This window comes from Pseudokineococcus sp. 1T1Z-3, assembly GCF_037482365.1.
Taxonomy (GTDB): Bacteria; Actinomycetota; Actinomycetes; order Actinomycetales; family Quadrisphaeraceae; genus Pseudokineococcus.
In genome coordinates, this window is the sequence record NZ_JBBHZF010000025.1 from 131,404 (window position 1) to 156,297 (window position 24,894).

Here is a 24,894-nt window from a genome sequence, read left to right on the forward strand (position 1 = left end):
ATCCCACCACCTGGGACCGAGGGGGTGGCGGGTGGGTGGCAGGTAGGTGGCCCCACCGCCGTCACCGCGCCTCAGCAGCGCTGGTCCGCCATCCCGCGGTTGCACTCCCCGAGCAGCGTGACCGTCGCCGTCGACCCGTCCCGGTAGCCGACCCGCACGTCGATCCCCTCCGGGGCGGTGGTGTCCTCCAGCTCGTCGCCGGGGAACCACAGCGACCAGACGCCGCCGGCGACGGTGGCCTCGACGTCGCCGTGCTCCCGGCTGCGGTAGGTGACGTCGGTGACGTCCTCCCCGGCCAGGCCGGTGAGCTCCGACTGGTCCCCGACCTCCTGCGTCGTCGTGCCGAAGCTCCGGATCGTGACCTCGGCAGGCCCGGGGACCCGTCCGCCCGCACTGGCGCCGGCCGAGTAGCTCTCCTCCCGCGGCTCGGTGGACAAGCAGCTGGCGAGCAGGCCGTCCGGGCCGGTGAGGACGACGTTCGTCCACGTGCCCCGACGCTCGGCGAGGGCGAGGGCGAGGTCGGCGCCGGCGACGTCTCCTACCTGGTCCACCGCCCCCGCCCCCGATGACGTGCCGGCGAAGACCTCACGGCAGTGCGCGACCGCCACCGCGCTCTCCTCGGCGCCCAGGACATCCGGCGTCGCGGTCCAGCTCGCGAAGGCCGACCCTTCGCCGAGGGCCGACGGCAGCACGAGAAGACCGGCCGTGGCCGCGGCGACGACCCCGCCGGCGAGGACGACGCGACGTGTGGTGCGGGCGTGCGGGCGTCCGGGTGCGGCCGCCCGGTCGCCGGGGCATGACGACGGCGTGGTGGTGAGGATCCGGTGCAGGTCGGCGGCCGCGCGGGTGCCGTCGTCGGCGGTCGCCGCGCGGTCGAGGCTCCGCAGAGCGGCGTCGAGCTCTCGGTCGGTGGTCATCGGGTACTCCTCAGGACGGTCGGGGCGACGGCCGGGGCTGCGACGGAGGCGGTCGCCGGCGCAGGAGGCGGCCGGTGACACAGGTGAGCCCTCAGCGCCCGCCGCGCCCGGGACAGCCGGAGGCGCACGGCGACGGGCGAGATGCCCAGGACCACTGCTGTCCTCGAGGCGTCGAGGTCCTCGACGACGGCCAGGGCCAGCACCTCCTGGTGCCGGGCGGAGAGCAGCCGCCAGGCCCGCGCGAGGTCCACCCGGTCGACGACGCCCTCGACCTCCCCCGGCGTCTGCCGGGCGACCTCGCGCTCGGTCTGCAGCCGGACGGCGAGGGCGTCCCGACGGCCGAGACCGCGACGGTGGTTGAGCAGGAGGTGGCGGGCGATGCCGAAGGCCCACGCACGGGCGTCCTCGTGCGCGGTCGGGGCCTCGTCCAGCCGCCGCCAGACGACGAGCAGCGTGTCGGCGACGAGGTCCTCGGCGACCTCTGGGCCGGCGCGACGGCGGAGAAAACCCAGCAGGTGCGGGCGGATGTCCTCGTAGAGGAGGCGGAAGCGCTGCTCCCTCTCCGGTGGCGGGCTCATGCCAGGTCCCCTGTCCGGACCAGGGCCAGGTGTGTCGCCCGGGCAGCCGAGGCCACCTGCGCCGTCGCCCGGCGTCAGAGCGAGGCGAGCAGGTGGTCCCGCCGTCGGGCGAGCAGGTCCGGCGACGCCGTCGCCGACGCCGGCCCCGGCACCTCCTGGCGCAGCCGTCGGTGGACGACGGCGTGCGGCACGCCCGACCTCGCGGCGACCTGGCCGACGAGCTTGTTGACCTCGCGCCGCAGCTCGGCGGTGCCACGCCAGGCGGCGACGTCCGCCTCGGGCGCCGGCTCCGGCGCCGGGGCGGGCTCGGGCGCCTCGCGGCCGGCGGCGATCCGGCGGCGGGTCTCCTCGTCCCGGCTGGCCAGCAGCGACGCGGTCTGCTCGGCGGTCAGCAGGCCGGGGATGCCGAGGAAGTCCTCGTCCTCCGGCTCGACCGGCGCGCCGTCCCCCGCGGGGGCCGACGCGCCCATGACGGCGCGGCCGCCGTGCAGGACGTGGGCGAACTGGGCGTCGGCCTCGAGCGACTCGTGCTGGCCGACGGCGTCGCCCGCCTCGCGCTCCGGCGGAGGCAGCAGGTCGAGCGCGTCGTCGGGCGCCTGGGCGGGCGCCGGGATGACGTGCTCGCGCTCGCTCTCGAGCTCGGCCGCGAGCGTGAGGAGCGGGCGGACGGCGGGCAGGAAGACGGTCGCGGACTCCCGCGGCGTGCGGGCCCGGACGACCCGCCCGACCGCCTGGGCGAAGAAGAGCGGCGTGCGGTAGCTCGTCATCCACGCCAGGCACGCCGCCCGCGGGATGTCGACGCCCTCGGAGACCATGCGGACGCACACGGCGATCCGCTGCGTGCCCTCGGCGAACTCCTCGATGCGCTGGGAGGCCTTGGGGTCGTCGGAGAGCACGAGCACCGGCCTGGTGCCCGTGACCCGTTCCACCACACCGGCGTAGGCGCGGGCGTCGTCCTGGTCGCTCGCCAGCAGCAGACCGGCGGCGTCCGGGACGCCGTTCTCGCGCAGGTGGGTGATGCGGTCGTCCATGGCCGCGACGACGTGCGGCACCCAGCCCCCGCGCGGGTCCAGCGCCGTCTTCCACGCCGCCGCCTCGACCGAGCGGGTGCCCGGCTCGGACAGCGACGCCGCCACGACCTCACCGGCGCTGTTGCGCCACCGCGAGGTGCCCGTGTACGCGGCGAAGACGACGGGCCGCACGACCGCGTCCGCCAGCGCCTCGCGGTAGCCGTAGGTGTAGTCGGCCCGGCTGCGCAGCTCCCCGCCGCCGACGTCCTCGTAGTGCACGAAGGGGATGCGCTCGCCGGGCTTGGTGCGGAACGGCGTGCCGGTCAGGCACAACCGGCGCCGCGCCCCGGCGAAGGCCTCCTCCACGGCGTCGCCCCACGACAGGCCGTCACCGGCGTGGTGGACCTCGTCGAGCACGACGAGCGTGCGGCGAGCCGTCGAGCGCGCCGCGTGCAGGGCGGGCTTGCCGGCCACCTGGGCGTACGTCGTCACGTACCCCTGCGCACCGGCGGGCACCGGACCGACGCTGTTGGGCAGCGCCGGGTCCAGGACGACGCCGGCGCGGTCGGCGGCGTCGGCCCACTGCGTGCGCAGGTGGTCGGTGGGGCAGACGACGACGACCCGGTCCACGACGCGGCGCTCCAGCAGCCGCGCGGCGAGCGTGAGCGCGAACGTGGTCTTGCCCGCGCCCGGCGTCGCCGTCACGAGGAAGTCGGTGCGAGCGGGCTCGGTGTCGTAGAGCTCCAGCGCCGCGCTCTGCCACGCCCGCAGCGGACGGCGGCCTGCTGGCGTGACCGCCGAGGTCGCGGCCGCGGCGCGCGGGGCGGGGAGGTCGGCGGCGCGGGAGGTGCTGGGACCGGCAGGGGTGGGACCGGGGCTCACGCGGCCGGGCGTCCGCCGGCGCGAGCCGTCCGGACGGGGCTCACTGCCCGCCCCCGCTGCCGGGACCGCCGTCGGCCGGCGGCTGCAGGCCCTCGTAGATGTCCTTGCACGTGGGGCAGACGGGGAACTTCTTCGGGTCCCGGCCCGGCACCCAGACCTTGCCGCACAGCGCCGTGACGGGCTCGCCCGACAGCGCCGACTCCATGATCTTCTCCTTGCGCACGTAGTGCGCGAAGCGCTCGTGGTCACCCGGCTCGGAGAGCTGCGGCTCCTCGACGAGCTCGCGCTCCAGGACACCGGTGGCCGAGCGCGAGGGCTCGCCCGGGCCGGACGGTCCGCGGGGAGGCTCGGGCGAGGAGGTGCTCATGGCCGCCGATGCTACGACGCCCCGACCGCCCGCCGGGCTCGCGGCCTGCCTGCTCGCGGGTACTAGCCTCCCGGCATGGTAGAGAAGCGGCAGTTCAACGTGTACCTGCCAGAGGACCTGGTCCGGGAGTCCAAGCACGCCGCCATCGACGCCGACATGTCGCTGTCGCGCCTCACCGAGGAGGCGCTGCGCAGCCACCTGGCGGCCCTGGCCGCCAGCACGCCGGACCGCACCGGGACGACCGGCACCACAGGGACGACGGGCACCACCGAGAGCATCGGGGAGAACCGATGAAGGTCATGCCGATCCGCTACGTGCGGGACGTCGCGGCGTCCGAGCACTTCTACGCCGCCCTCGGGCTCGCCCTCGAGCAGCGCTCCAGGACGGGTGGCTGGGCCGAGATGGGGGGCGCCGGCGGTCTCGTGGCCCTGCACGCGACCGACGGCACGAGCAGCGCGCAGCCACCGACGCACGTCGAGCTGTGCTTCGTGGTCGACGGCCCGCTGGAGGAGCTGGCCGCGCGGCTGGAGCAGCACGGCATCGCCCACGACGGCATCGTCGACGAGAGCTTCGGGCGGTTCCTCGCCGTCACCGACCCGGACGGCCTCGTCGTCCAGGTCAACGAGCACGACCCGTCCCTGTACACCTGAGCCGGGCCGGGCCGGCGCGGGGGCTCAGTTGAGGGACGCGTCGTCCGGGAAGCTCGCGAGCAGCGAGAGCCGCCCGGGCTGGCGGCGCAGGACGTCGGCCCAGAGGTCCTGCGGGCGGGCGCTGACCGCGTCGCCGGGCTCGGCGTCGACGACGACCCACGCGCCCTCGGCGACCTCGCCCTCCAGCTGGCCGGGGCTCCACCCGGCGTAGCCGGCGAAGATGCGCAACCCCGACGCCGAGCGCACGACACCGGCCGGGTCGGCGTCCAGGTCGACCAGCCCGACGGCACCGAGGATGCGGCGCACCCCGACGGGCTCGGGCCCGTCGCCGGGGACGACGACGAGCCCCAGCGCCGAGTCGAGGCCGACGGGGCCTCCGCGGAAGAGGCGCGCCGGTGCGCTGACGTGCTCCTGCCATGGCGGCAGGACGGCGTCGACCCGCACGGGGAGGGGGCGGTTGACGACGACGCCGAGCGCGCCGGCACCGTCGTGGTCGAGCACCAGGACGACGCTGCGGCGGAAGTCCTCCTGCTCCAGCGACGGCGCCGCGACGAGCAGCCGCCCCACGTAGCTGCCCGCCGCCGTCCCTGCCACCCCGTCATCCTCCACCCGAGGGCCCCGACGGGCGACGACGTCCGCCGACGCCGCGCCCGAGCCCGGCCGCCGGAGCCTGGCGTCAGGTCGCCGCTACGGCGCGCCCACCGACGCGCCCGCCGCGGCAGCGGCCTCGGTGGCGGCGACGGCGGGCGAGGGCTCCACGCCGGCGCCGGCGGCTCGGGCAGCGGCCTCGACGGCGTCGGCCACGACGCTCGCGACGTCGGGGTGGAAGACGCTCGGGACGATGTAGGCGGCGTTCAGCTCGTCGTCGCCGACGACGGCGGCCAGCGCGCGGGCTGCCGCGAGCAGCATGTCCTCGTCGATGGAGTGCGACTGCGCGTCGAGCAGGCCTCGGAAGACGCCGGGGAAGGCCAGGACGTTGTTGATCTGGTTCGCGAAGTCGCTGCGACCGGTCGCGACGACGGCCGCGTGCTCGGCGGCCGCCGTCGGGTCCACCTCGGGCACGGGGTTGGCGAGGGCGAAGACGACCGCGCCGTCGGCCATCGTCGCGATGTCCTCGCCGGAGAGGATGTTCGGCGCGCTCACGCCGATGAAGACGTCCGCGCCCGCGAGCGCGTCCTTCAGCGTGCCGGTCACGCCGCGCGGGTTGGTGTGCTCGACCGTCCACGCGGCCGAGGGGTGCAGGTCCTCCCGGCTCTCGTGCAGCACCCCGCCGATGTCGGCGACGACGACGTCGTGGGCGCCCGCGGCCAGCAGCAGCTTGAGCACGGCCGTCCCGGCGGCCCCGGCACCGGACATCACGACGCGCACGTCGGGCAGCTCCTTGCCCACGACCTTGAGGGCGTTGAGCAGCGCGGCGGTGCAGACGATCGCCGTGCCGTGCTGGTCGTCGTGGAAGACCGGGATGTCGAGCTCCTCGCGCAGCCGCGTCTCGATCTCGAAGCAGCGCGGCGCCGCGATGTCCTCCAGGTTGATGCCCGCGAAGACCGGCGCGATGGCCTTGACGGCGCTGATGATCTCCTCGGTGTCGGTCGTGTCGAGGCAGATCGGGAAGGCGTCGATGCCGCCGAACCGCTTGAACAGCGCCGCCTTGCCCTCCATCACCGGCAGCGCCGCGAGCGGGCCGATGTCGCCCAGCCCCAGCACCGCCGTGCCGTCGGTGACGACCGCGACGGTGTTGCGCTTGATGGTCAGGCGCCGGGCGTCCGCGGGCTCCTTCGCGATGGCCTCGCAGACCCGGGCGACCCCGGGGGTGTAGATCAACGAGAGGTCGTCGCGGGTGCGGATCGGCATCTTGGGCTCGACCGAGATCTTGCCGCCGAGGTGGGCCAGGAAGGTCCGGTCCGAGACCCGCCCGATGCTCACGCCCTCCAGGCCGCGCAGCTGCTCGACGATCTCGTCGGCGTGGTCGGTGCCCCGGGTGGCGCAGGTGACGTCGACGCGCACCTTGCCGGCGCCCGAGGCCGTGACGTCGAGGGCCGTGACGATGCCGTGCCCGCTCTCGATCGCCGAGGTGAGCTCGCTGACCGCCGTCGGACGGGCGGGCAGCTCCAGGCGGACGGTGATCGAGTAGGAGACGCTCGGTGCAGCAGGCATGGGCGGCATCCTGCCGCAGCCTCGTGCACGCACCGACGACCGGCCGGCCCGTGGACCGGCCCTCTCGCCGGCCTCGCTCACCGGTCCCGGCGCACCGCGGCGAGCAGCTCGGGCCCCCGCCGGTCCAGCAGCGCCCCGCCGCGGCGCACGCCGGCGCGCAGCTCGAGGAGGCCGAGCCCGACCGCGACGACGAGCGCGGGCAGCCCGAGCACCGGCAGCGCCCCGGCCGCCAGGACGCCGACGCCCACCGCCGGGAGGGCGAGCACGAGCGTCGCCAGGAGGCTCAGCAGCTGCGCGAGCGCACCCGGCAGCGCCGCACCGGGCGGCTGTGAGAAGGGGTTCTCCCCCGGCTGCTGGACGGGGTAGGGCCGCACCGCCGACAGCACGCACGAGGCCGCCGTCCCCGCCAGCAGCAGGCCGGTCGAGACCGCGAGGACGCCAGCCACCCGACCCGCGCCCTCTCGGCCCAGCGGGTCCGCGCCCGCGAGCAGGGCGCCCGCGACCGTCACGACGACGACGAGCGGCACCGCCCACAGCAGGAGGGCGGCGGCCCGGCCCGCGCGGTCCTCGGCGCCGCGGACCCCGGCGGCCAGGTGGGTCCAGAAGGCCGGCCCGTCGTAGGCGACGTCGTTGTGCAGCACCGTCCCGAGCACGAGCGCCGCGGCGGGTCCCACGACCCACGCCATCGCGGACGGCAGGGCGCCTGCCGTGCTCATGACCACGAGGACGGCCGGCACCGCCAGCGCCGAGGCACCGTTGACGACGTAGCGGGGGTCGCGCCGCCACGAGCGCAGGCAGCGCTGCGCGACGGCCCAGCGCACACCGTCACGCCGGTCGAGGAGCCCTGCGGTCGAGGCCCGGGCGGCACCGGAGCGCCCGCCCGAGGTCGGCCGCGGCGCGAGCAGACGCCGGCCCAGCAGCACCGACCACGCCAGGACGAGGCCGACGAGCGCGGCCGCCGCGAGCCCCAGCCGTGCCAGCGCGCTCCCCCACGCCCCCTGCGCCGCGTCCGCGGGCGCCGCCCACGCCAGGCCCAGCGGCGTCCAGGCGAGGACGTCGAGCACCCGGGTCACCGCCGCGCCCGGGTCGGCCAGGGCGAGCGCGACGCCGCCGGCCGAGGCCATCGTCGGGCCGAGGGCCAGGAGCCCGAGGACGCCGACGACGGCGGAGACCTCTCGGCCGCGGCGCCCGCCGAGCACCCCGGCGGCGGCTGTCGTCGCCAGGCGGCCGGCGGCGACCGCCGTCAGCACCCCGGTGAGGCCCCCGACCCCGGCGACGAGCGCCACCCCGACGGCTGCGAGGCCGCCGGCCCGGGGCGCCCAGGCGAGCACGGTGCCGACGCCGACGAGCAGCGAGAGCACGCCCGGCACCCCGAGCAGCGCGGCGGCCAGCAGCCCCACCGCGAGCCGCCGGGGCGCCACCGGCAGGGTCGCGAAGCGCGCGGGGTCCAGCGAGGGGTCTGTGCCGAAGGCGACGAGCGGGACGAGCGTCCACCCCGCGACGAGCACCGCCCCGGCGGCCACGACGACGCCGCGGGCCACGTCGGCGGGCACCGTGGGCAGGGCCGACAGGCCGACGAGGACGCCCGCGGCCAGGCCGAGGCCCCACAGCCCGCCGAGCACGAGGACGACGACACGCCACGTGTCCCGGCGCAAGCCGCCCCGCCACAGCGCGAGCCGCAGGGCTAGGAGCTCTGCAACCACGCCAGCCCCTCGCCGAGACCTGCGCTGCCGCCGGCGAGCTCGACGAAACGTTCCTCCAGGCTGCCGCTCCCCCGGACCTCGGCCAGGGTCCCCGCGGCGAGCACCCGACCCTGGGCGACGACGGCGACCCGGTCGCAGAGCCGCTCCACGAGGTCCATGACGTGGCTGGACAGGACGACCGTGCCGCCGCCGGCGACGAAACGCCCCAGCAGCTCACGGATGGTCGCGGCCGACACGGGGTCGACCGCCTCGAAGGGCTCGTCGAGGACGAGCAGCCGCGGCGCGTGCACGAGCGCGCAGGCCAGGGCGACCTTCTTCGTCATCCCCGCCGAGTAGTCGACGACGAGCCGGCGGCCGGCGTCGCCCAGCCCGAGGGCCGCGAGCAGCTCGTGCGCCCGCTGGGCCGCCACGTCCCGTGCCAGCCCGTGCAGCCGGCCGGTGTGGCGCACCAGCTCTGCGCCCGTGAGCCGGTCGAGCAGGCGCAGGCCGTCGGGCAGCAGGCCCACGAGGCGCTTGGCGCCGACCGGGTCGGCCCACACGTCGTGCCCGAGCACGCGCGCCGTGCCGGCGTCAGGTCGCAGCAGCCCCGTCGCCATCGACAGCGTCGTCGTCTTGCCCGCGCCGTTGGGCCCGACGACGCCCTGGACGCACCCGGCCGGCACGACCAGGTCGACGCCGGCGACCGCCGGGACGCCGCCGAAGCGCTTGACGAGCCCGCGCAGCTCGAGCGCCGGCTCGATGCCCGACGGCGGGCTCCCCGGCGTCACCACCGCACCGACGCTAGCGCTCGCCCCCGCGCACCGCCCGCGCCCCGGTGGCCCACGGCCCGGGGAGCCCGGTGATCACGGGCGGTCGACACCGCGAGGGACGCCGTCAACTAGCGTCCACCTCGTGCCGCGGTCGACCATCACGCCGGAGCAGCTGCGCGCGCACGTGCTGCAGCTCGGCGAGAAGCATCCCCCCATCAGCCTCGACAGCGTCGACCGCACGGTGCTGGACCCCGCCGGGGTGCGCGAGGCCTTCGGCCCGGTCATCGGCTACCTCTCGCGCGTCGAGCTGGAGGTCGACCGCAACGTCCTGGAGCTGCTGACCCTGCTGCCGGACGTCGAGGAGACCGACAGGCTCTTCTTCGCCGACGTCTGGCAGCCGCAGGAGATCCAGCACGGGCTCGTCCTCGACCGCCTGCAGCAGGACCTGGGGATGGAGCCGGCCGAGCCCAACACCACCGTCATCAGCCCGAAGATCCGTGTGCTGGGGGCGCTCTCGCACCTGCCGCCGGTCCAGGAGGTCGCCCGGCTCCTGTACTACCTCACCGGCGCAGCGACGGAGCGCTCCGCCGTGGTCGCCTACAACAAGCTCTCCGAGGGCCTCGAGCGGATGGACGAGCGGGCCATCGCCCGCACGGTCGTCGCGCCCATCAAGCAGCAGGAGCCCGGGCACTTCGCCTACTACCGCCTGGCCGCCACCCAGATGTTCCAGTCGAGGGCGCTCAAGCCGTGGCAGCTGCGCCTGGCGCAGATCCTTCGCCGGCAGTCCTTCGCGCTGGTCGGCGTCAACCAGCCCGGGCAGGAGGCCGACTACGGCCGCGTCGTCTCCACCCTCGGCCTCGACGGCGACCTGGCCGGCTTCGCCCGCGACATCTCCCGCGTCGAGCGCGAGCTGCTGTGGGCCGGCAGCAAGGGCATGGAGGTGCCCGGGTACGTGCTGGGCGCGCTCAAGGACGCCGTCGCCGCCTACCGCGAGCGCCACGCGAGCGGTGCGGGTCCGCTGCCGGCCTGAGCCACCCAGGGCGTCACCGGGAGCGGCCGCGGCGTCGTCGCCCCCTACCCCGGCTGGTCCCCGACATCGTCCGCCCTGCCGCCGGCGGCCGGCGTCGCCGCGGCGCCCGGCATCTCGTGGTGGACGCCGCCGTGCGGCCAGCGCCACCCGCTGATCTCGACCGGGTCCTCCCCGGAGGCGTAGGCGTGCTCGCGGGCGCGGCGCCGGGAGTCGAGCAGGCGCTGGCGCAGCGCCGCGTGCCGCGGCACGAGCCCGGGCACGTGGTCGAGCACGTCGACGGCCAGCCGGAAGCGGTCCATCTCGTTGAGCGACACCATGTCGAAGGGCGTCGTCGTGGTGCCCTCCTCGACGAAGCCGCGCACGTGCAGGTTGGCGTGGTTCGCGCGCTTGTAGGTGAGCCGGTGCACGAGCGAGGGGTAGCCGTGGAAGGCCATGACGACAGGCCTGTCCCGGGTGAACACGGTGTCGAACTCGGTGTCGGACAGGCCGTGCGGGTGCTCGGAGGCGCTCTGCAGGCGCATGAGGTCGACGACGTTGACGAAGCGGACCTTCACCTCCGGCAGGTGCTGGCGCACCAGGTCGACGGCGGCGAGCGCCTCCTGGGTCGGGACGTCGCCGGCCGCGGCGACGACGACGTCGGGCTCGGCCCCCTCGTCGTTGCTGGCCCAGTCCCAGATCCCGACGCCGCGGGCGCAGTGCTCGACGGCCTCCTGCATCGGCAGGTAGTCGTAGGCCTGCTGCTTGCCGGCGACGACGACGTTGATGTATTGCCGGCTGCGCAGGCAGTGGTCCATCGTCGAGAGCAGCGTGTTGGCGTCCGGCGGCAGGTAGATCCGCGTGACCTCCGCCTTCTTGCTCGCCACGTGGTCCAGGAACCCCGGGTCCTGGTGGGAGAAGCCGTTGTGGTCCTGGCGCCAGACGTGGCTGGAGAGCAGGTAGTTCAGCGACGGCAGCGGCTCGCGCCACGGCAGCCGGTTGCAGACCTTCAGCCACTTGGCGTGCTGGTTGACCATCGAGTCGACGATGTGGATGAACGCCTCGTAGCTGGTGAAGACGCCGTGCCGCCCCGTGAGCAGGTAGCCCTCCAGCCACCCCTGGAGCAGGTGCTCGGACAGCACCTCCATGACGCGGCCGGACGGGCGCATCCGGTCGTCCTCGGGGTGGCCCGCCGCGGCCCAGGTGCGGCCGACCTCGGCGACGACGGCCTGGAGCCGGTTGCTCGCGACCTCGTCGGGGCCGAAGAGGCGGAAGCTCGTCAGGTTGTCCCGGGCCACCTCGGCCAGCCAGCCCCCCAGGACGCCGGTCGGTGAGTGCATCTGCGTGCCCGGGTCCTGCACCTCGACGGCGTGGTCGCGGAAGTCCGTGAGCCGCAGCGGCGTCGAGACCGACCCGCCGTTGGTCCGCGGGTTGGCGCTCATCCGCAGGTGCGCCGGCGGGACCTGGTCGAGCAGGTCCTGCCGCGGGCTCCCGTCGGGCTCGAAGAGCTCCTCGGGGCGGTAGGAGCGCAGCCACTCCTCCAGCTCGCGGCGGTGGTCCTCGTCGCTGCGCACCTCAGAGAGCGGCACCTGGTGGGAGCGCCACGTGCCCTCGACGAGCTTCCCGTCGACCTTCTGCGGGCCCGTCCACCCCTTCGGCGTCCGCAGCACGAGCATCGGCCAGCGCGGGACGTCGGCCGGGTCCTCGACCTCCAGGCCGTGGTCGGGCACCTCCCCGCCGTCCTCGCCGCGGGCGCGCCGCTGGATCGCGGCGATGCCGTCCAGGCAGGAGTCGAGGGCCGCGGCGAGCCGGCGGTGCACGTCGGCCGGCGTCTCCCCCTCGCCCGGGCCCTCGACGAGGACGGGGGCGTAGCCACGGCCGCCGAGGTGGGCGACGAGGTCGGCGTCCGACAGGCGCGAGAGCGTCGTCGGGTTGGCGATCTTCCAGCCGTTGAGGTGCAGCACCGGCAGGACGGCGCCGTCGCGGGCGGCGTCGACGAACGCCGTCGACTGCCAGGAGCAGGCCAGCGGGCCGGTCTCGGCCTCGCCGTCGCCGACGACCGCGACGACGACGAGGTCGGGGTCGTCGAAGGCGGCGCCGAAGGCGTGCGAGAGGGCGTAGCCGAGCTCGCCGCCCTCGTGCATCGAGCCGGGCACCTCCGCGGCGACGTGGCTGGGGATCCCACCCGGGAAGCTGAACTGCCGGAAGAGCTTTCCCATCCCGGCGAGGTCGCGCGTGACGTCGGGGTAGACCTCGGTCCACGTGCCCTCCAGCCACGTGGACGCCACGACGGCCGGGCCGCCGTGACCTGGGCCGGTGATGAAGAGCGCCTCCAGCTCGCGCTCGCGGACGCACCGGTTCACGTGCGCCCAGATGAGGTTCAGGCCGGGCGTCGTCCCCCAGTGCCCGAGCAGGCGCGGCTTGCAGCCCTCGGCGGCGAGCGGCTCGGCGAGCAGCGGGTCGTCGCCCATGAGGTAGATCTGCCCGACCGAGAGGTAGTTCGCGGCGCGCCACCAGCGGTCGAGCGCCTCCACCTCGGTGTCGTCGAGGACCCGCCCGCCCGTCGCCGTCTGCGTCATCGCGCCAGGGTGGCCCCGATCGCCCCGTCGTGGGGCCACGCCGGCGCGGCTGGCGCGCGACGACGCGACGTCCGCGGCGCGTCGAGAGGGTGTCGGGGCGTACGTCGACGCCTGCGTGCGAGCCCGGGACGCCGGGCGCAGGATCAGGGCATGTCCTCGCGCGTGCTCACGGTCGTCGGCGTCGTCCTCGTGCTGCTCGGGACGCTCTTCACCCTCCAGGGGGTCGGCGTCGTCGGCGGCAGCCCCATGACCGGGAGCACCTTCTGGGCGGCGGCGGGGCCCGTCGTCGTGCTCGTCGGGCTCTACCTCGCGGTGCTGCGGAAGGTCGGCAAGGGCTCGCGGCCTCGTCGCTGACCAGCCGCCCTGCGCACCGGCGCGACGGCACCGCGTGCCGCTCGAGGTCGGCAGCGGCGACGACGTCGTCATGCTCCTCGCGGGCCTGCGCGAGCAGCGGCGCGACGTCCGGGTAGCGCGAGGAGAAGTGCGTCAGGACGAGCCGGCGCGCACCCGCCGCGGCGGCGAGCCGGCCGGCCTGCCGGGCCGTCAGGTGCCCGTAGGTCGGGGCCAGCGCGGCGTCGGCGTCGGCGAACGTCGCCTCGCAGACGAGCAGGTCGACGCCGGCAGCCGCGGCGAGCGCGCCGTCGCACCACCGGGTGTCCTGCACGAGCGCGACGACCTGCCCGGCGCGGTGCTCGCTGACCTCCGCGAGCCGCACCGTCCCGTCCGGGGTCGCGAGGACGCCCTCACGCTGCAGCCGGCCGACGTCGGGCCCCGCGACCCCGCGCGCGGCCAAGGCCTCGGGCAGCATCCGACGGCCGTCCGGCTCGACGAGCCGGTAGGCGAACGCGGGCACCCGGTGGTCGAGCGCCACGGCGTGGAGCACCGCTCCCCCGACCCGCAGCGGCGCGCCGTCAGGTCCGCGCACCGGGCCGTCGTCCTCCACCCGGCACGGCACGGCGAGGGCCGCCGCGTGCGCCGCCGCGCCCAGCAGGTGCTCGACGAGCGGGGCAGCCGCGGCGGGGAAGACCAGCGGCACCGGCGCGGCCAGCCCGTCCATCGCGCGCCGCTGCAGCACACCCGGCAGGCCGAGGACGTGGTCGCCGTGCTCGTGGGTCAGCGCGATGACGTCGACCGTCGAGGCCGCGACGCCGGCCAGCAGCATCTGCCGCTGCGTGCCCTCCCCCGGGTCGACGAGCAGCCCCTCGCCGTCCCAGCGCAGCAGGTGGCCTGAGTGGTTGCGGTGACGCGTCGGGACCGCCGAGGAGGTCCCGAGGACGACGAGCTCGCGCGCCGGCACGCCGGCGACCGTAGCCGCCGTCGACCGGGTGGACCGCTGCCGAGCGAGGGGGTGAGGAGACCCCGGCTGCCGGAAAGGCCTCCGCGGCCACCGCCGGCCTGCCAGGGTCGGGGTCCGCCGGGGGGACGACAGAAGAGGTGGCCCGTGGAGGACGCGCGGCTCGAGGGGTTCCGGCGCCGACGTCGGCACGGCGACGTGCGCACGACGACCCCGCCCGCGGGGGGCACAGGCGCGAGGGCTGGGGGCACAGGCGCGACGGCTGGGGGCTCGAGGGGCGGCGGCAGGGCACGGGCGGACCGCTGGGTGGTCCTGGTCCCCGCCGTCGCAGCGCTGGCCGCCGGCGCCGGCACAGCCGGCTTCGCCGTCTCCAGCGTCACGGGGGTCGGGGACCCGGTGCTGCCGGGGTTGGTGGCGCTCGCCGCCCTCGCGGCGGCGGCGGTGGGGCTCGCGGTCGGCGGCCACCGCCGGGCCTCCGGCGTGGCCCTCGCCCTCGCCGTCTGCACGTGGTGCCTCGCCGCCGCCCTCCGGGCGCTGGACCAGGGCGCCGGTCCGCACCCCGCCTCGGCGCCGATGCCCTACGAGTGGCTCTACGCGACCTCGCTCGTCTTCTTCGCGGCGTTCGTCCGGCTCGACGTCTCGCCCCCGCCCGACCTCGGGCGCCGGGCCGGCGACCGGGCCCGGTGGTGGGCCCTGCTCGTCGCCGAGACCGCCGTCCTCGTCGGCGGGGTCGCGAGCGCCGTCGGCGGCGTCCTGGCCGTCCCCGTCGCGCACGGGGCCATGACACCCACGACCGCACTGCTGGCCGTCTACCCGGCCGTCTGGGCGAGCCTGGCCGTGCTGGTCGTCCGCCAGGGGGCCCGGTCGGGGCGGACCTCGCTGGGACGCCGGCTGCTCGTCGCCGGCCTGGCGCTGCTCACCGTGCTCGACGGCGTGTGGCTGGCCGACCTCGTCGTCGCCCCGCTGTGGTCGGTGCACACCTGCGGCTACGCCCTCGCCCTCGCCCTCGTCCTCGCCGGCTGGTCGCTCGACCGCACGCCGGCCGCAGCGCTGCAGCGGTGGCGACCGCGGGCGCCCGTCGTCCTCGCGGCCGTGGCCGCGCTCGTGCTGCTCGCGCTGCAGCCTCTGACTCCCCCGGAGGTCGGGCCGTCGTCGACGGTGGCTCCCGTCGCGACGCTGGCCGCCGCCGTGCTGCTGCTCGTCATGGCGCTCGGCGAGGCCCGGACGGCGCAGGAGGCCCACCGGCTGGCGCGCACGGACGAGCTGACCGGGCTGGCCAACCGCCGTGGGATGCACGAGGCGCTGCTCGCCCGGGGCCCGGGCGACCTGGCGGCCACGCTGCTGCTGTGCGACCTCGACGGCTTCAAGGCGGTCAACGACGTCCACGGGCACGCGGCAGGCGACGCGGTCCTCGTCGAGGTCGGACGCCGGCTGCGCCAGGCGCTCGGCGAGGACGCGCTCGTCGCCCGGGTCGGCGGCGACGAGTTCGCGGCGCTGCTGCCCGACCGGGCCGAGGACCGACTCGCCGACCTGCTGGACGAGCTCGCCCGGAAGGTGCGTCGCCCGCACGACCTGCCCGGTGGTGCGCGCGTCGTCGTGGGGGCCTCCGTCGGCACGGCCGTGCTGCCCGCGCCCGACGTCCCGGCCGACGTCGCCGGCGTCGACGCCGCCGTCCGGGCGGCGGACGCGCAGATGTACGCCCGCAAGCCCGGACGCACGCCCGGGCTTCCGCCGGACCCGCCGTCCCCGAGGAACGCGCTGCTCGCGCCGGGGTGAGCGGGGGCGGCCCGGCCCGCCGGGCAGGGCTGCGGCGACCGACCTAGCGTGGCGGGCAGGACACACCCGCAGGACACCCGCTGGGCCCGCAGGGGCGCGCAGGAGGAGGAGCACGTGGCAGCAGAGACGACCGACCGGGCGCCGTACGTCATCGTCGGTGGCGGGATGGTGGCGGACGCCGCTGCCCGCGGCATCCGCTCGCGGGACGCGGACGCGCGCATCGTGGTCCTGGGCGAGGACGCCGACCCGCCGTACACCCGCCCGGCGCTGTCGAAGAAGCTGTGGGTCGACCCGGACTTCACCGAGGCCGACAACGACTGCGGCACCGCGGCCGACACCGGCGCCGAGGTCCGCACGTCGGTGCGCGTCACGGCGGTCGACACCGCGGCGCAGACGGTGACGACCGACGCCGGCGAGGTGCTCGGCTACGAGTCCCTGCTGCTCGCGACGGGCGGGAGGACAAAGCCCGGCCCGATCGAGGACGGCGAGCGGGTCATCTCCTTCCGCACCGCCCAGGACTACCGGGACCTGCGTCGCCTCGCCGGCGAGCAGCGCCACGTCGTCGTCGTGGGCGGCAGCTACATCGGGACCGAGATCGCCGCGGCCCTCTCCCAGAACGACACGCGCGTCACCCTCGTGACGCCCGACGACGTCCTCGGCGCCTCGATGTTCCCGCCGGACCTGGCGCTGCACTTCCAGCGCATGTTCGCCGGCGCCGGCGTGACCATCCGCCCGGGCGCCCGCGTCACCGGCGGGCAGACCCGCGAGGACGGCGTCGACGTCGAGCTCGACGACGACGGCGGCCCCCTCTCGGCCGACGCCGTCGTGCTCGGGCTGGGCATCGCCCCGAGCACCGAGCTCGCGGAGGCGGCCGGGCTGGCGGTCGACGACGGCATCGTCGTCGACGAGCACCTGCGGACCTCGGACCCGCACGTGTACGCCGCCGGCGACGTCGCCCAGTACGTCGACAAGGTCCTCGGCACGACGCGCGTCGAGCACGTCGACAACGCCAAGACCATGGGCCAGGCCGTCGGCGAGCTCATGGCGGGCCGCACCGAGCCGCACGAGCACACCCCGTTCTTCTACTCGATGGTGCACGGCACCCGGTACGAGGCCGTCGGCGTGCTCGACGGCTCGGCCGACGTCGTCGAGGACTGGCAGTCCGAGGACGGCGTCGGCGGCCCCGGCGTCGTCTACTACCTCGACGACGAGCGCCGCGTGACGGGCGTGCTGCTGTGGGCCATCTCCGGGAAGACCGACGAGGCGACCGCCGTCCTCGCCGAGGGGACCCCGCAGGAGGAGAGCGCGCTGCGCGGACGCATCTCGGCCGCCTGAGCCCGCCCCGGTACGACGAAGGCCCCGACCGTGCGGTCGGGGCCTTCGTCGTACTCACGTGGAGGTGCCGGGAATCGAACCCGGGTCCGTCGTCGCATCGCCAGGGCTTCTCCGGGTGCAGCCTGCTCGGGAGTTTCTCGGCCCCAGCGGTCGCGCAGGCGCGCCGCTGACCCAGGCCCAGCCATCTGCGTGTCGGAACGGCCCCGATGGCGAGGACCGCTCCCAGTGGCTCCCTAGCTGACGCCGGTTACTGGGTCGGGAGCACTCCCAGACCGACGGACTTCAGGCCTCGCTCAGGCGGCGAGGGCGAAGTCGGTGCGCTTGGAATCGGCACCTATAGGTTTGCAAGGGGCATCAACGAGTTGACCTTGCATCCTCGACCCGCTTCCCCTGGCTCAGAGAACGACGTCGAAACCTGTCACCCCCCTGTGCAGTTGTCCCCGCTGCCGGTCACCTGCTCACCGGTAGCGGTCCAGCCGGTCCGCTCGCGCGGGGCCCGCTGGGCCCTCCGACTGTACCGCCGACAACAGCCGGCGGTCACGCCCTCTTCCCCGGACGGACCTCGACGGCGCGACCTCAGGCCGGCGTGAGCGCCTCGTCGAGCAGCGGCCGCACCTGCGTGCCGAGCAGCTCGATGGCGCGCAGCACCTGCTCGTGCGGCAGCGTGCCGACGCTGACGTGCAGCATGAACCGGCTGATCCCGAGGTCGCGACGCATCGCGAGGATCTTGTCGGCCACCGACTGCGGGTCCCCGAGGACGAGGGAGCCGGTGGGCGAACGCATCTCGTCGAACGCGCCGCGCGTCATGGCACCCCACCCGCGCTCGCGGCCCAGCTGGGACATCGCGACGGCGTAGGAGGGGTAGTAGGCGTCGGCCGCCTCCGCCGTGCTCTCGCCCACGAAGCCGTGGGCGTGCACGGCGAGCGGCTGCGGCGCGTGGCCGGCCTCACCGAGCGCCCGCCGGTGCAGGTCCGCGAGCGGCGCGAAGCGTGCCGGCTGGCCGCCGATGATCGCCAGCGCCATCGGCAGCCCCAGCAGGCCGGCGCGGACGACCGACTGCGGGTTGCCGCCGACCCCGACCCACACGGGCAGCTCGTGGCCCTCCGTGCGGGGGTGGACCTCTGCGTCCCGCAGCGCCGGCCGGTGCCGGCCCGACCACGTCACCCGCTCCGAGGAGCGGATGGCCAGCAGCAGCTCGAGCTTCTCGGCGAACAGGTCGTCGTAGTCGTCGAGGTCGTAGCCGAAGAGCGGGAAGGACTCGACGAAGGACCCGCGCCCGGCGATCACCTCGGCCCGCCCCGAGGAGAGCAGGTCGAGCGTCGCGAAGTCCTGGTACACCCGCACCGGGTCGTCCGAGGACAGCACGGTGACGGCGCTGGTCAGCGCGATGCGCGTCGTCCGCGCCGCCGCGGCGGCCAGCACGACGGCGGGGGCCGAGGCGGCGAAGTCGGCCCGGTGGTGCTCGCCGACGCCGTACACGTCGAGGCCGACCTGCTCGGCGAGCTCGACCTCGGCGACGACCTGGCGCAGCCGCTCGCCCGGCGTCACGGCGACGCCGGTGCCCGGGTCGGGGTAGACCTCGGCGAAGGTCGTCAGGCCCAGCTCCAGGCGACCACCCGGGGCGGAGAGGTCGGCGGGGCCGTCGACGCTCACTCGCCCCGCCGCACGCGCAAGGACATCGCCCGCTGGGCCTCTCGGGAGTCCTGGCGCTCGCGCAACGCCTGGCGCTTGTCCCAGTTCTTCTTGCCCTGGGCCAGCGCGATCTCGACCTTCGCGCGGCCGCCGGTGAAGTACAGCTGCAGCGGGACGACGGTCATGCCGCCCTCGCGCACCTCGGCGCCGATCTTGTCGATCTCCAGCCGGTGCAGCAGCAGCTTGCGCCGCCGCCGAGGCGGGTGGTTGGTCCACGTGCCCTCGGTGTACTCCGGGATGTGGACCGCCTCGAGCCACGCCTCGCCCCGGTCGACGGACACGAAGCCGTCGACCAGCGACGCCCGCCCCGCGCGCAGGGACTTCACCTCGGTGCCCGAGAGGACGATGCCCGCCTCCCAGGTGTCCGTGAGGAGGTAGTCGTGCCGTGCGCGACGGTTCGTCGCGACGACGAGGCGGCCGTCGCCGTCCCGGCCGCCCTTCTTCTGGGCGGTCTTGTGCCCGGCCCTCGCCACGGCGTCCCTCCTTCGTCGGCTGACCTGGGGCCGACGTGCCCGCCGGCCCCGGCCCTCGCAGCGCCCCAGTCTAGGCGGGCACCGGCGCGGGTCCGGGGACGGACGGGCGTCGTGGCCGCCGCTGCGGCCCGCGGGGGATCAGAACCAGTTGAGCGGGTTCTCGGGGTTGCCGTTGACGCGCACCTCGAAGTGCAGGTGGCACCCGGTGGACCCGCCCGTCGTGCCCTCGTAGCCGATGACCTCACCACGGGAGACCGAGCCGGAGCGCTTGGCGAAGCCCTGCAGGTGGGCGTAGGCCGTGGCCACGGGCTGCCCGCGCAGGATGCCGTGGTTGATGACGACCAGGTTGCCGTAACTGCCCTGCCACCCGGCCGAGACGATCTCGCCGTCCGCGGCCGCGCGGATCGGCGTGCCGCAACCGCTGGAGAAGTCCTGACCCGCGTGGAGCTTCATGTACCCGCGGATGGGGTGCATCCGCATCCCGTAGCCGGAGGTCATGCGACCACCGGGGTAGGCCAGCGTGCCGCCGGTGTCGGCGGTGCCGCCGGTGTCGCCGCGCGTGGACCGGCTGACCGCCGGCGGCGCCGCGAGGCGGTCGGCGCTGGCGGACGAGGAGCCCGAGGACTGCGCGGCAGCCGCCGCGGCCTCCGCCGCGCGCCTGCGCTCCTCCTCCTTGCGCCGCTCCTGCTCGGCGATGGCCCGCAGCTCGTCACCGAGGGCGGTGGACTCCTGCTCCAGGGCGGCGAGGCGCTGCTCCTCCTCCGCCTGGCGGTCCTCGATCGTCGCGACGGCGGCCTGCTGGCGGGCCACGAGGGCCTCGACCTCGGCCTGGCGGGCCTCGGCCTCGGCGGTCGCCTCCGCGGCGATGGCGAGCTGCCCCTCGGCCTCGACCTTCAGGTCGGCCACCTGCTCGGTGACGGCGGTGAGGCGGTCGGTGGCGCTCTGGCGCACCGCCTCGTCCGAGCCGAGGTCGGTGAGCACGTCCTGCTCCGAGGACGACAGCCCGCTGACGGCGGCCGTCCGCGAGGCGAACTCCTCGGTGCTGCCCGACCCCAGGGCCAGCGACAGGCCCTGCGGCACCCCGCGGCTGCGGTAGGCGGAGGAGGCGATGCGCCCGATGGACGTGCGCGACTGCGCCATGGCGGCCTCGGTCTGCGCGACGGCGTCCGCGGCGGCGGTCCGCGCCTGCTCGGAGGCGACGAGCCGTCGCGCCAGCTCGTCGGCCTTCTCCTGCGCGGCGGCCTGCACGTCGCGGGCCAGCGTCGCCGCCGCCTGCGCGCCCGGGAGCATGCCCTGCACGGCGGCGTACTCGGCGTAGGCGTCGGTCAGCTCGGCCGAGGTGCCGACGAGGTCGCCCTGCAGCGCCTCCAGGGCGGAGTCGACGGCCTGCTTCTCGGCCCGCGTGTCCTCCGCGGGCGAGGCCAGCACGGGCGCCGCCAGCGCCGGGCCCCCACCCGGCGCGAGGGAGACGGCCAGGGCGAGGCCGAGGGCAGCGGCCGCCGGGCGCAGGCAGCGATGCCGGCCGGTGGTCGGGGGCTTCGTCATCAGGTCAGACCTTCAGGTAGCGGGACAAGGACACGAGCGAGGCGACCGCGGCCAGCAGCACGCCTCCGAGGAACAGGAACGGCACCGTGACCCACACGTCGGTGGTGCTCACGTAGTCGAACGAGGTGACCTGCAGCGCGAGCCACTCCGTGACGCCGTACTGGACGGCGAGGAGCAGCGCCGCGCTGGCCAGCGCGGCGCCGAGGCTCACGGCGATGACACCCTCGAGCAGGAAGGGCAGCTGCAGCACGACGCTGGAGGCACCCACCAGGCGCATGATGCCCGTCTCCCGCCGCCGGTTGAAGGCTGCGAGCCGGATCGTTGTTCCGATCAGCAGCACCGCGGCGACGAGCATGACGCCCGCGAGGACGAGCGAGACCGCCGTCAGGGCGTTCAGGACGGCGAAGAACGGCTCGAGCACCTCGCCCTGGTCGACGACCTCCTCGACCCCTGGGCTGCCGGAGAAGCTCTCCTGGATGACCTGGAAGCGCTCCGGGTCCACGAGGCCGACGCGGAAGGACTCGGGCAGCTGGTCTGGCGTCACGTAGGCGGACAGCCCGTCGTCGGCGAAGGTCTGGAACTCCTCGAAGGCCTCGTCCTGGCTCTCGAAGCGCACCTCGGAGACGTAGTCCGAGAGCGGCGGCGTCTCCAGCGCCGTGGCGATGGCGTCCTTGTTGGCCTCGGTCGCCGCGCCCGAGCAGCTCGCCGACTGGCTGTCCTGCGTGCAGAGGAAGATCGAGATGCGGACGCTGTCGTACCAGGTCCCCTTCATCGCCGAGACCTGCTGCTGCAGCAGGGCGCCGGCGCCCACGAAGGTGAGCGAGACGAAGGTGACGAGCACGACGGACACCGTCATCGACAGGTTGCGCCGCAGGCCGATGGCGATCTCGGAGAGGATGAACTGGAACCTCATGAGGTCGTGCCCCCGCCCGGGGCGGCCTCGGCGGGGACGTCGAGCGAGCCGGCGCCGACGTGGTCCACGGACGTCCCGGGCGCCGGGACCACCGGGATGGTGCCCGTGAGGTAGCCGCCCTGGTGCTCGTCGCGCACGACCTTGCCGTCGACGAGCTCGACGACGCGCTTGCGGAGGCTGTCGACGATGTCGTCGTCGTGCGTGGCCATGACGACGGTGGTGCCGCGCCCGTTGATGCGCTCCAGCAGCCGCGTGATGCCGAGGCTCGTCGTCGGGTCGAGGTTCCCGGTCGGCTCGTCGGCCAGCAGGATGGCCGGGCTGTTGACGATGGCGCGGGCGATGGCGACGCGCTGCTGCTCCCCGCCGGAGAGCTCGTGCGGGAGCCGCTCCCCCTTGCCCTGGAGGCCGACGAGCTCGAGCACCTCGGGCACGGCGGTGCTGATCGACGAGCGCGAGCGCCCGATGACCTGCAGCGCGAAGGCGACGTTCTGGAAGACCGTCTTGCCGGGCAGGAGCCGGAAGTCCTGGAAGACGACGCCGATCTGGCGGCGCAGGTGGGGGACCTTCCAGCTGGACAGGCGCCGCACGTCCTTGCCGGCCACGTGCACCGCGCCCGACGTCGGCACGTCCTCCTTGAGGACCAGCCGCAGGAAGGTCGACTTGCCGGAGCCCGAGGCGCCGACGAGGAAGACGAACTCACCGCGCGAGACCTCGAGGTCGATGCCGTCGAGGGCGGGCCGCGCGGTGCGGTCGTACGTCTTCGTGACGTCGTCGAAGCGGATCACTGCACGTCCAGGCGGCCGGGTCTCGGGTGCTCCCGCGCGGGCGGCGGGACTCGTTCTCGTCGTCGCTGTCTCTGACTGCGTCGGCAGACGTGCCTGCCTGCTGAAGCAGTGGGAAGACGCGGACCTCCGGGGCGGCACCACCTGGTGCCGCCCTGCTCGGACCGCCTGCGCGCCGGACGCGCAGCTCCCCGGCCTCGGGCAGCGTACGTCCTCGCCCGGCGCACCCCGAAAACCCGCCTCGGCGCGTCACGCTGCGTGGCGCGGCGAGACGGGCTGTCGCCCAGCGCCGCTCTCGTCCCCACCCCGACGGGTGACGTCGCGACCCCGCGCCCACCCCACCGGGTGGTCTCTGCCCGCCGGGCGCCCGACCTGGGGACGACTGCTCAGGCGGAGGCCTTGTCGCCCTGGCGTCGCCAGCGGATGCCGGACTCGAGGAAGCCGTCGATCTCGCCGTCGAAGACCGAGGAGGTGTTGCCGACCTCGTGCTCGGTCCGCAGGTCCTTGACCATCTGGTAGGGGTGCAGCACGTAGGAGCGCATCTGGTTGCCCCAGCTGCCGGAGTCGGCGCCCTTGAGCGCGTCGAGCTCGGCCTGGCGCTCGGCGCGCGCCCGCTCCAGCAGCTTGGCCTGCAGCACGCGCAGCGCCGCCGCCTTGTTCTGCAGCTGGCTCTTCTCGTTCTGGCAGGAGACGACGACGCCCGTGGGCAGGTGCGTCAGGCGCACGGCCGAGTCGGTCGTGTTGACGCTCTGGCCGCCCGGGCCCGAGGAGCGGAAGACGTCGACGCGCAGGTCGTTCTCGGGGATGTCGACCTGGTCGGTCTCGGCGACCACCGGCAGCACCTCCACGCCCGCGAACGACGTCTGGCGCCGGCCCTGGTTGTCGAAGGGCGAGATGCGCACGAGCCGGTGGGTGCCCTGCTCGACCGAGAGGGTGCCGTAGGCGTAGGGCGCGGCCACCTTGAAGGTCGCCGACTTGATGCCGGCCTCCTCCGCGAAGGACGTGTCGTACACGTCGGTCGGGTAGCCGTGGCGCTCGGACCAGCGCAGGTACATCCGCAGGAGCATCTCGGCGAAGTCGGCGGCGTCGACGCCGCCGGCCTCGGCGCGGATGGTGACGATGGCCTCGCGGGGGTCGTACTCCCCCGACAGCAGGGTGCGCACCTCCAGCTGGGCCATGGCCGCCCGCACCTGCTCCAGCTCGCGCCCGGCCTCCTCGAGCGTCTGCGCGCGCTCCTCCCCCTCGGCCGCCTCGGCGAGCTCGACGAGCACCTCGAGGTCGTCCAGGCGCGCGCCGAGCCGGTCGATGCGCTCGGCCTCCCCCTGGGCGTGGGAGAGGCGGCTGGTGACCTGCTGGGCGTGCTCGACGTCGTCCCACAGGTCGGGGGCCGACGCCTGCTCGGAGAGCTCGCGGATCGTCGCCCTCAGCGTGTCGAGGTCGGTGACCTCGGTGATGGAGGCGTACGTGCCCCGCAGGTCGCGGATCTCGGCGGGGAAGTCGACGGCAGCCACGGCGGACGAGCCTACGCGGCGGCGGAGGTGGCCCTCGGTCGCCTGGGCGGCCCGCCAGGAGCCGGTCGGCAGGGAGGTCGTGGTCGCGCCCCGGGGTGGGGGCGAGCACGACCTCCCTGGACGCGAGCCGGGCGGCGCCGTCAGGACGCCGCGGCGACGGGGTGCTTGCGGGGCCGGCCCCGGGGCCGCTTGCGGGCGATGACGGCGCCGCCGTCGAAGATCTCCCCGCCCCAGACGCCCCAGGGCTCGCGCCGGTCGAGCGCGCCGGCGAGGCACGCCTCCCGCAGCGGGCAGGGGGCGCACCGGACCTTCGCCTCCTCCAGGGCGGCGGGGGCCTCGGCGAACCAGAGGTCGCCGTCGCCGGCGCGGCAGGGGACGGCGCAGGCCTCGGTCGGGTCGGTGGGGTCGGCCTCGAGCATGGCCATGAGCTGCACGGTGCTTCTCCTGGGGTGCTGCCCGGGGTGGCGGGCGGTGGCGGGTCAGGAGGGAGCCGCGACGATCAGGTGGAGCCGCGGCTCCCGGGGTGGGAGCCGCGGCCTCGGCGGGCCTGGATCCGGCGGCTAGGGAGCCGAGCGGGTCGAGGCGGTGCCGGGGACGGGGGTCCCGTCGGGGAGGGGGAGGTGGCGCTGGGAGGTGCCGATGCCGGTGGCGCTGCGGTTGCCGGTGGCGCTGCGGTGGCCGGTGGCGCCGGGCGTGCCGCGCCCGAGGCCCGCGCCGAAGGAGCGGCCGAGCAGGACGGCGTAGCCGTCGACGCCGAGGCACGAGCCCACGAAGGCGGAGGTGTCGGGCCGGGCCTCGGCGGGGCGCAGCTCGCCCGTCATCTGCGGCGAGGGCACGAGCAGGCTCGGGGTCGCCGTCGTCAGCGTCGTCGTCGTCGTGCTCATCGGGACCACCTCCTGCCTGCCTGGTCGGGGCGCGGACGCGCACCGACGCCCAGGACGCTAGGGGAGGTGCGGCGACGCGCACAACGTCTTTTCC

The 24,894-nt window shown here is 75.5% G+C and carries 22 protein-coding genes, 1 other RNA gene and 1 pseudogene; 5 read left to right on the forward strand and 19 right to left on the reverse strand.

Annotation, left to right across the window (positions count from 1 at the left end; translation table 11 throughout):
* Positions 1–71: 71 nt before the first annotated feature.
* The 4 genes from WDV86_RS11290 to WDV86_RS11305 all read right to left on the reverse strand — a co-directional run bounded on the left by WDV86_RS11290 (position 72) and on the right by WDV86_RS11305 (position 3,754).
* On the reverse strand, positions 72–917 hold the full coding sequence (locus WDV86_RS11290) for a hypothetical protein (protein ID WP_339567737.1): 846 nt from the start codon (positions 915–917) through the stop codon (positions 72–74).
* The gene (locus WDV86_RS11295; protein WP_339567738.1) at positions 914–1,495 is read right to left on the reverse strand and encodes an RNA polymerase sigma factor; all 582 of its coding nucleotides are present in this window, start codon (positions 1,493–1,495) and stop codon (positions 914–916) included. The genes WDV86_RS11290 and WDV86_RS11295 overlap by 4 nt, the downstream gene beginning before the upstream one ends.
* A 74-nt stretch (positions 1,496–1,569) precedes the next feature.
* Positions 1,570–3,387, reverse strand: coding sequence for a DEAD/DEAH box helicase (locus tag WDV86_RS11300; protein ID WP_339567739.1), 1,818 nt, complete (start codon positions 3,385–3,387; stop codon positions 1,570–1,572).
* A gap of 40 nt (positions 3,388–3,427) precedes the next feature.
* The gene (locus WDV86_RS11305; protein ID WP_339567740.1) at positions 3,428–3,754 is read right to left on the reverse strand and encodes a DUF3039 domain-containing protein; all 327 of its coding nucleotides are present in this window, start codon (positions 3,752–3,754) and stop codon (positions 3,428–3,430) included.
* 75 nt (positions 3,755–3,829) lie between these two features.
* Here WDV86_RS11305 and WDV86_RS16275 point away from each other — a divergent pair.
* Positions 3,830–3,955: pseudogene (locus WDV86_RS16275) on the forward strand (CopG family transcriptional regulator); the annotation flags it as partial.
* Between the two features lie 89 nt (positions 3,956–4,044).
* Complete coding sequence (locus WDV86_RS11315; RefSeq protein ID WP_339567742.1) at positions 4,045–4,404, forward strand: VOC family protein; 360 nt, start codon at positions 4,045–4,047, stop codon at positions 4,402–4,404.
* A 24-nt stretch (positions 4,405–4,428) separates the two neighbouring features.
* Here the strand turns inward: WDV86_RS11315 and WDV86_RS11320 are convergent, their stop codons facing one another.
* From WDV86_RS11320 to WDV86_RS11335, 4 genes are all read right to left on the reverse strand, one after another.
* Positions 4,429–4,998, reverse strand: a complete 570-nt coding sequence (locus WDV86_RS11320; protein WP_339567743.1) for a YqgE/AlgH family protein — start codon at positions 4,996–4,998, stop codon at positions 4,429–4,431.
* Positions 4,999–5,091: 93 nt separating this feature from the next.
* Complete coding sequence (locus WDV86_RS11325; protein WP_339567744.1) at positions 5,092–6,558, reverse strand: NAD-dependent malic enzyme; 1,467 nt, start codon at positions 6,556–6,558, stop codon at positions 5,092–5,094.
* 77 nt (positions 6,559–6,635) lie between these two features.
* Positions 6,636–8,261, reverse strand: coding sequence for a hypothetical protein (locus WDV86_RS11330; protein WP_339567745.1), 1,626 nt, complete (start codon positions 8,259–8,261; stop codon positions 6,636–6,638).
* Entirely contained in the window at positions 8,243–9,028 is a 786-nt protein-coding gene (locus tag WDV86_RS11335; protein ID WP_445263049.1) for an ABC transporter ATP-binding protein, read from the reverse strand. Before WDV86_RS11335 ends, WDV86_RS11330 begins: the two co-directional genes overlap by 19 nt.
* Before the next feature lie 124 nt (positions 9,029–9,152).
* Between WDV86_RS11335 and WDV86_RS11340 the strand changes: the two genes are divergently transcribed.
* Positions 9,153–10,040, forward strand: a complete 888-nt coding sequence (locus WDV86_RS11340) for a GTP-binding protein LepA (protein ID WP_339567747.1) — start codon at positions 9,153–9,155, stop codon at positions 10,038–10,040.
* A 44-nt stretch (positions 10,041–10,084) separates the two neighbouring features.
* Here the strand turns inward: WDV86_RS11340 and WDV86_RS11345 are convergent, their stop codons facing one another.
* Together WDV86_RS11345 and WDV86_RS11350 are read right to left on the reverse strand one after the other, a co-directional pair.
* The gene (locus tag WDV86_RS11345) at positions 10,085–12,595 is read right to left on the reverse strand and encodes a phosphoketolase family protein (RefSeq protein WP_339567748.1); all 2,511 of its coding nucleotides are present in this window, start codon (positions 12,593–12,595) and stop codon (positions 10,085–10,087) included.
* Positions 12,596–12,803: 208 nt separating this feature from the next.
* Positions 12,804–13,892 carry a ribonuclease Z gene (locus WDV86_RS11350; protein WP_339567749.1) on the reverse strand — a complete coding sequence of 363 codons (1,089 nt, stop codon included), beginning with the start codon at positions 13,890–13,892 and terminating at the stop codon, positions 12,804–12,806.
* A 303-nt stretch (positions 13,893–14,195) separates the two neighbouring features.
* Between WDV86_RS11350 and WDV86_RS11355 the strand changes: the two genes are divergently transcribed.
* Entirely contained in the window at positions 14,196–15,665 is a 1,470-nt protein-coding gene (locus tag WDV86_RS11355) for a GGDEF domain-containing protein (RefSeq protein WP_339567750.1), read from the forward strand.
* 114 nt (positions 15,666–15,779) lie between these two features.
* A complete protein-coding gene (locus WDV86_RS11360; RefSeq protein ID WP_339567751.1) occupies positions 15,780–17,000 on the forward strand; it encodes an NAD(P)/FAD-dependent oxidoreductase in 1,221 nt (406 codons plus the stop codon).
* Positions 17,001–17,056: 56 nt separating this feature from the next.
* On the opposite strand, the gene ssrA is transcribed toward WDV86_RS11360, so the two are convergent.
* From ssrA to WDV86_RS11405, 9 genes are all read right to left on the reverse strand, one after another.
* Positions 17,057–17,426, reverse strand: a transfer-messenger RNA (tmRNA) gene (gene ssrA, locus WDV86_RS11365).
* 150 nt (positions 17,427–17,576) lie between these two features.
* The gene (locus tag WDV86_RS11370; RefSeq protein WP_445263050.1) at positions 17,577–18,608 is read right to left on the reverse strand and encodes an Atu2307/SP_0267 family LLM class monooxygenase; all 1,032 of its coding nucleotides are present in this window, start codon (positions 18,606–18,608) and stop codon (positions 17,577–17,579) included.
* A gap of 41 nt (positions 18,609–18,649) precedes the next feature.
* Complete coding sequence (gene smpB, locus WDV86_RS11375) at positions 18,650–19,165, reverse strand: SsrA-binding protein SmpB (protein ID WP_339567753.1); 516 nt, start codon at positions 19,163–19,165, stop codon at positions 18,650–18,652.
* A gap of 138 nt (positions 19,166–19,303) precedes the next feature.
* Positions 19,304–20,710 carry a peptidoglycan DD-metalloendopeptidase family protein gene (locus WDV86_RS11380; protein WP_339567754.1) on the reverse strand — a complete coding sequence of 469 codons (1,407 nt, stop codon included), beginning with the start codon at positions 20,708–20,710 and terminating at the stop codon, positions 19,304–19,306.
* A 4-nt stretch (positions 20,711–20,714) separates the two neighbouring features.
* A complete protein-coding gene (gene ftsX / locus WDV86_RS11385) occupies positions 20,715–21,623 on the reverse strand; it encodes a permease-like cell division protein FtsX (protein ID WP_339567755.1) in 909 nt (302 codons plus the stop codon).
* On the reverse strand, positions 21,620–22,408 hold the full coding sequence (gene ftsE / locus WDV86_RS11390) for a cell division ATP-binding protein FtsE (RefSeq protein ID WP_445263037.1): 789 nt from the start codon (positions 22,406–22,408) through the stop codon (positions 21,620–21,622). The genes ftsX and ftsE overlap by 4 nt, the downstream gene beginning before the upstream one ends.
* A 383-nt stretch (positions 22,409–22,791) precedes the next feature.
* Positions 22,792–23,916 (reverse strand): peptide chain release factor 2, encoded by a 1,125-nt coding sequence (prfB, locus tag WDV86_RS11395; RefSeq protein ID WP_339567756.1) that lies wholly within the window; start codon positions 23,914–23,916, stop codon positions 22,792–22,794.
* Positions 23,917–24,056: 140 nt separating this feature from the next.
* Complete coding sequence (locus WDV86_RS11400; RefSeq protein WP_339567757.1) at positions 24,057–24,341, reverse strand: WhiB family transcriptional regulator; 285 nt, start codon at positions 24,339–24,341, stop codon at positions 24,057–24,059.
* A gap of 135 nt (positions 24,342–24,476) precedes the next feature.
* A complete protein-coding gene (locus WDV86_RS11405; RefSeq protein ID WP_339567758.1) occupies positions 24,477–24,800 on the reverse strand; it encodes a hypothetical protein in 324 nt (107 codons plus the stop codon).
* Positions 24,801–24,894 lie beyond the last annotated feature (94 nt).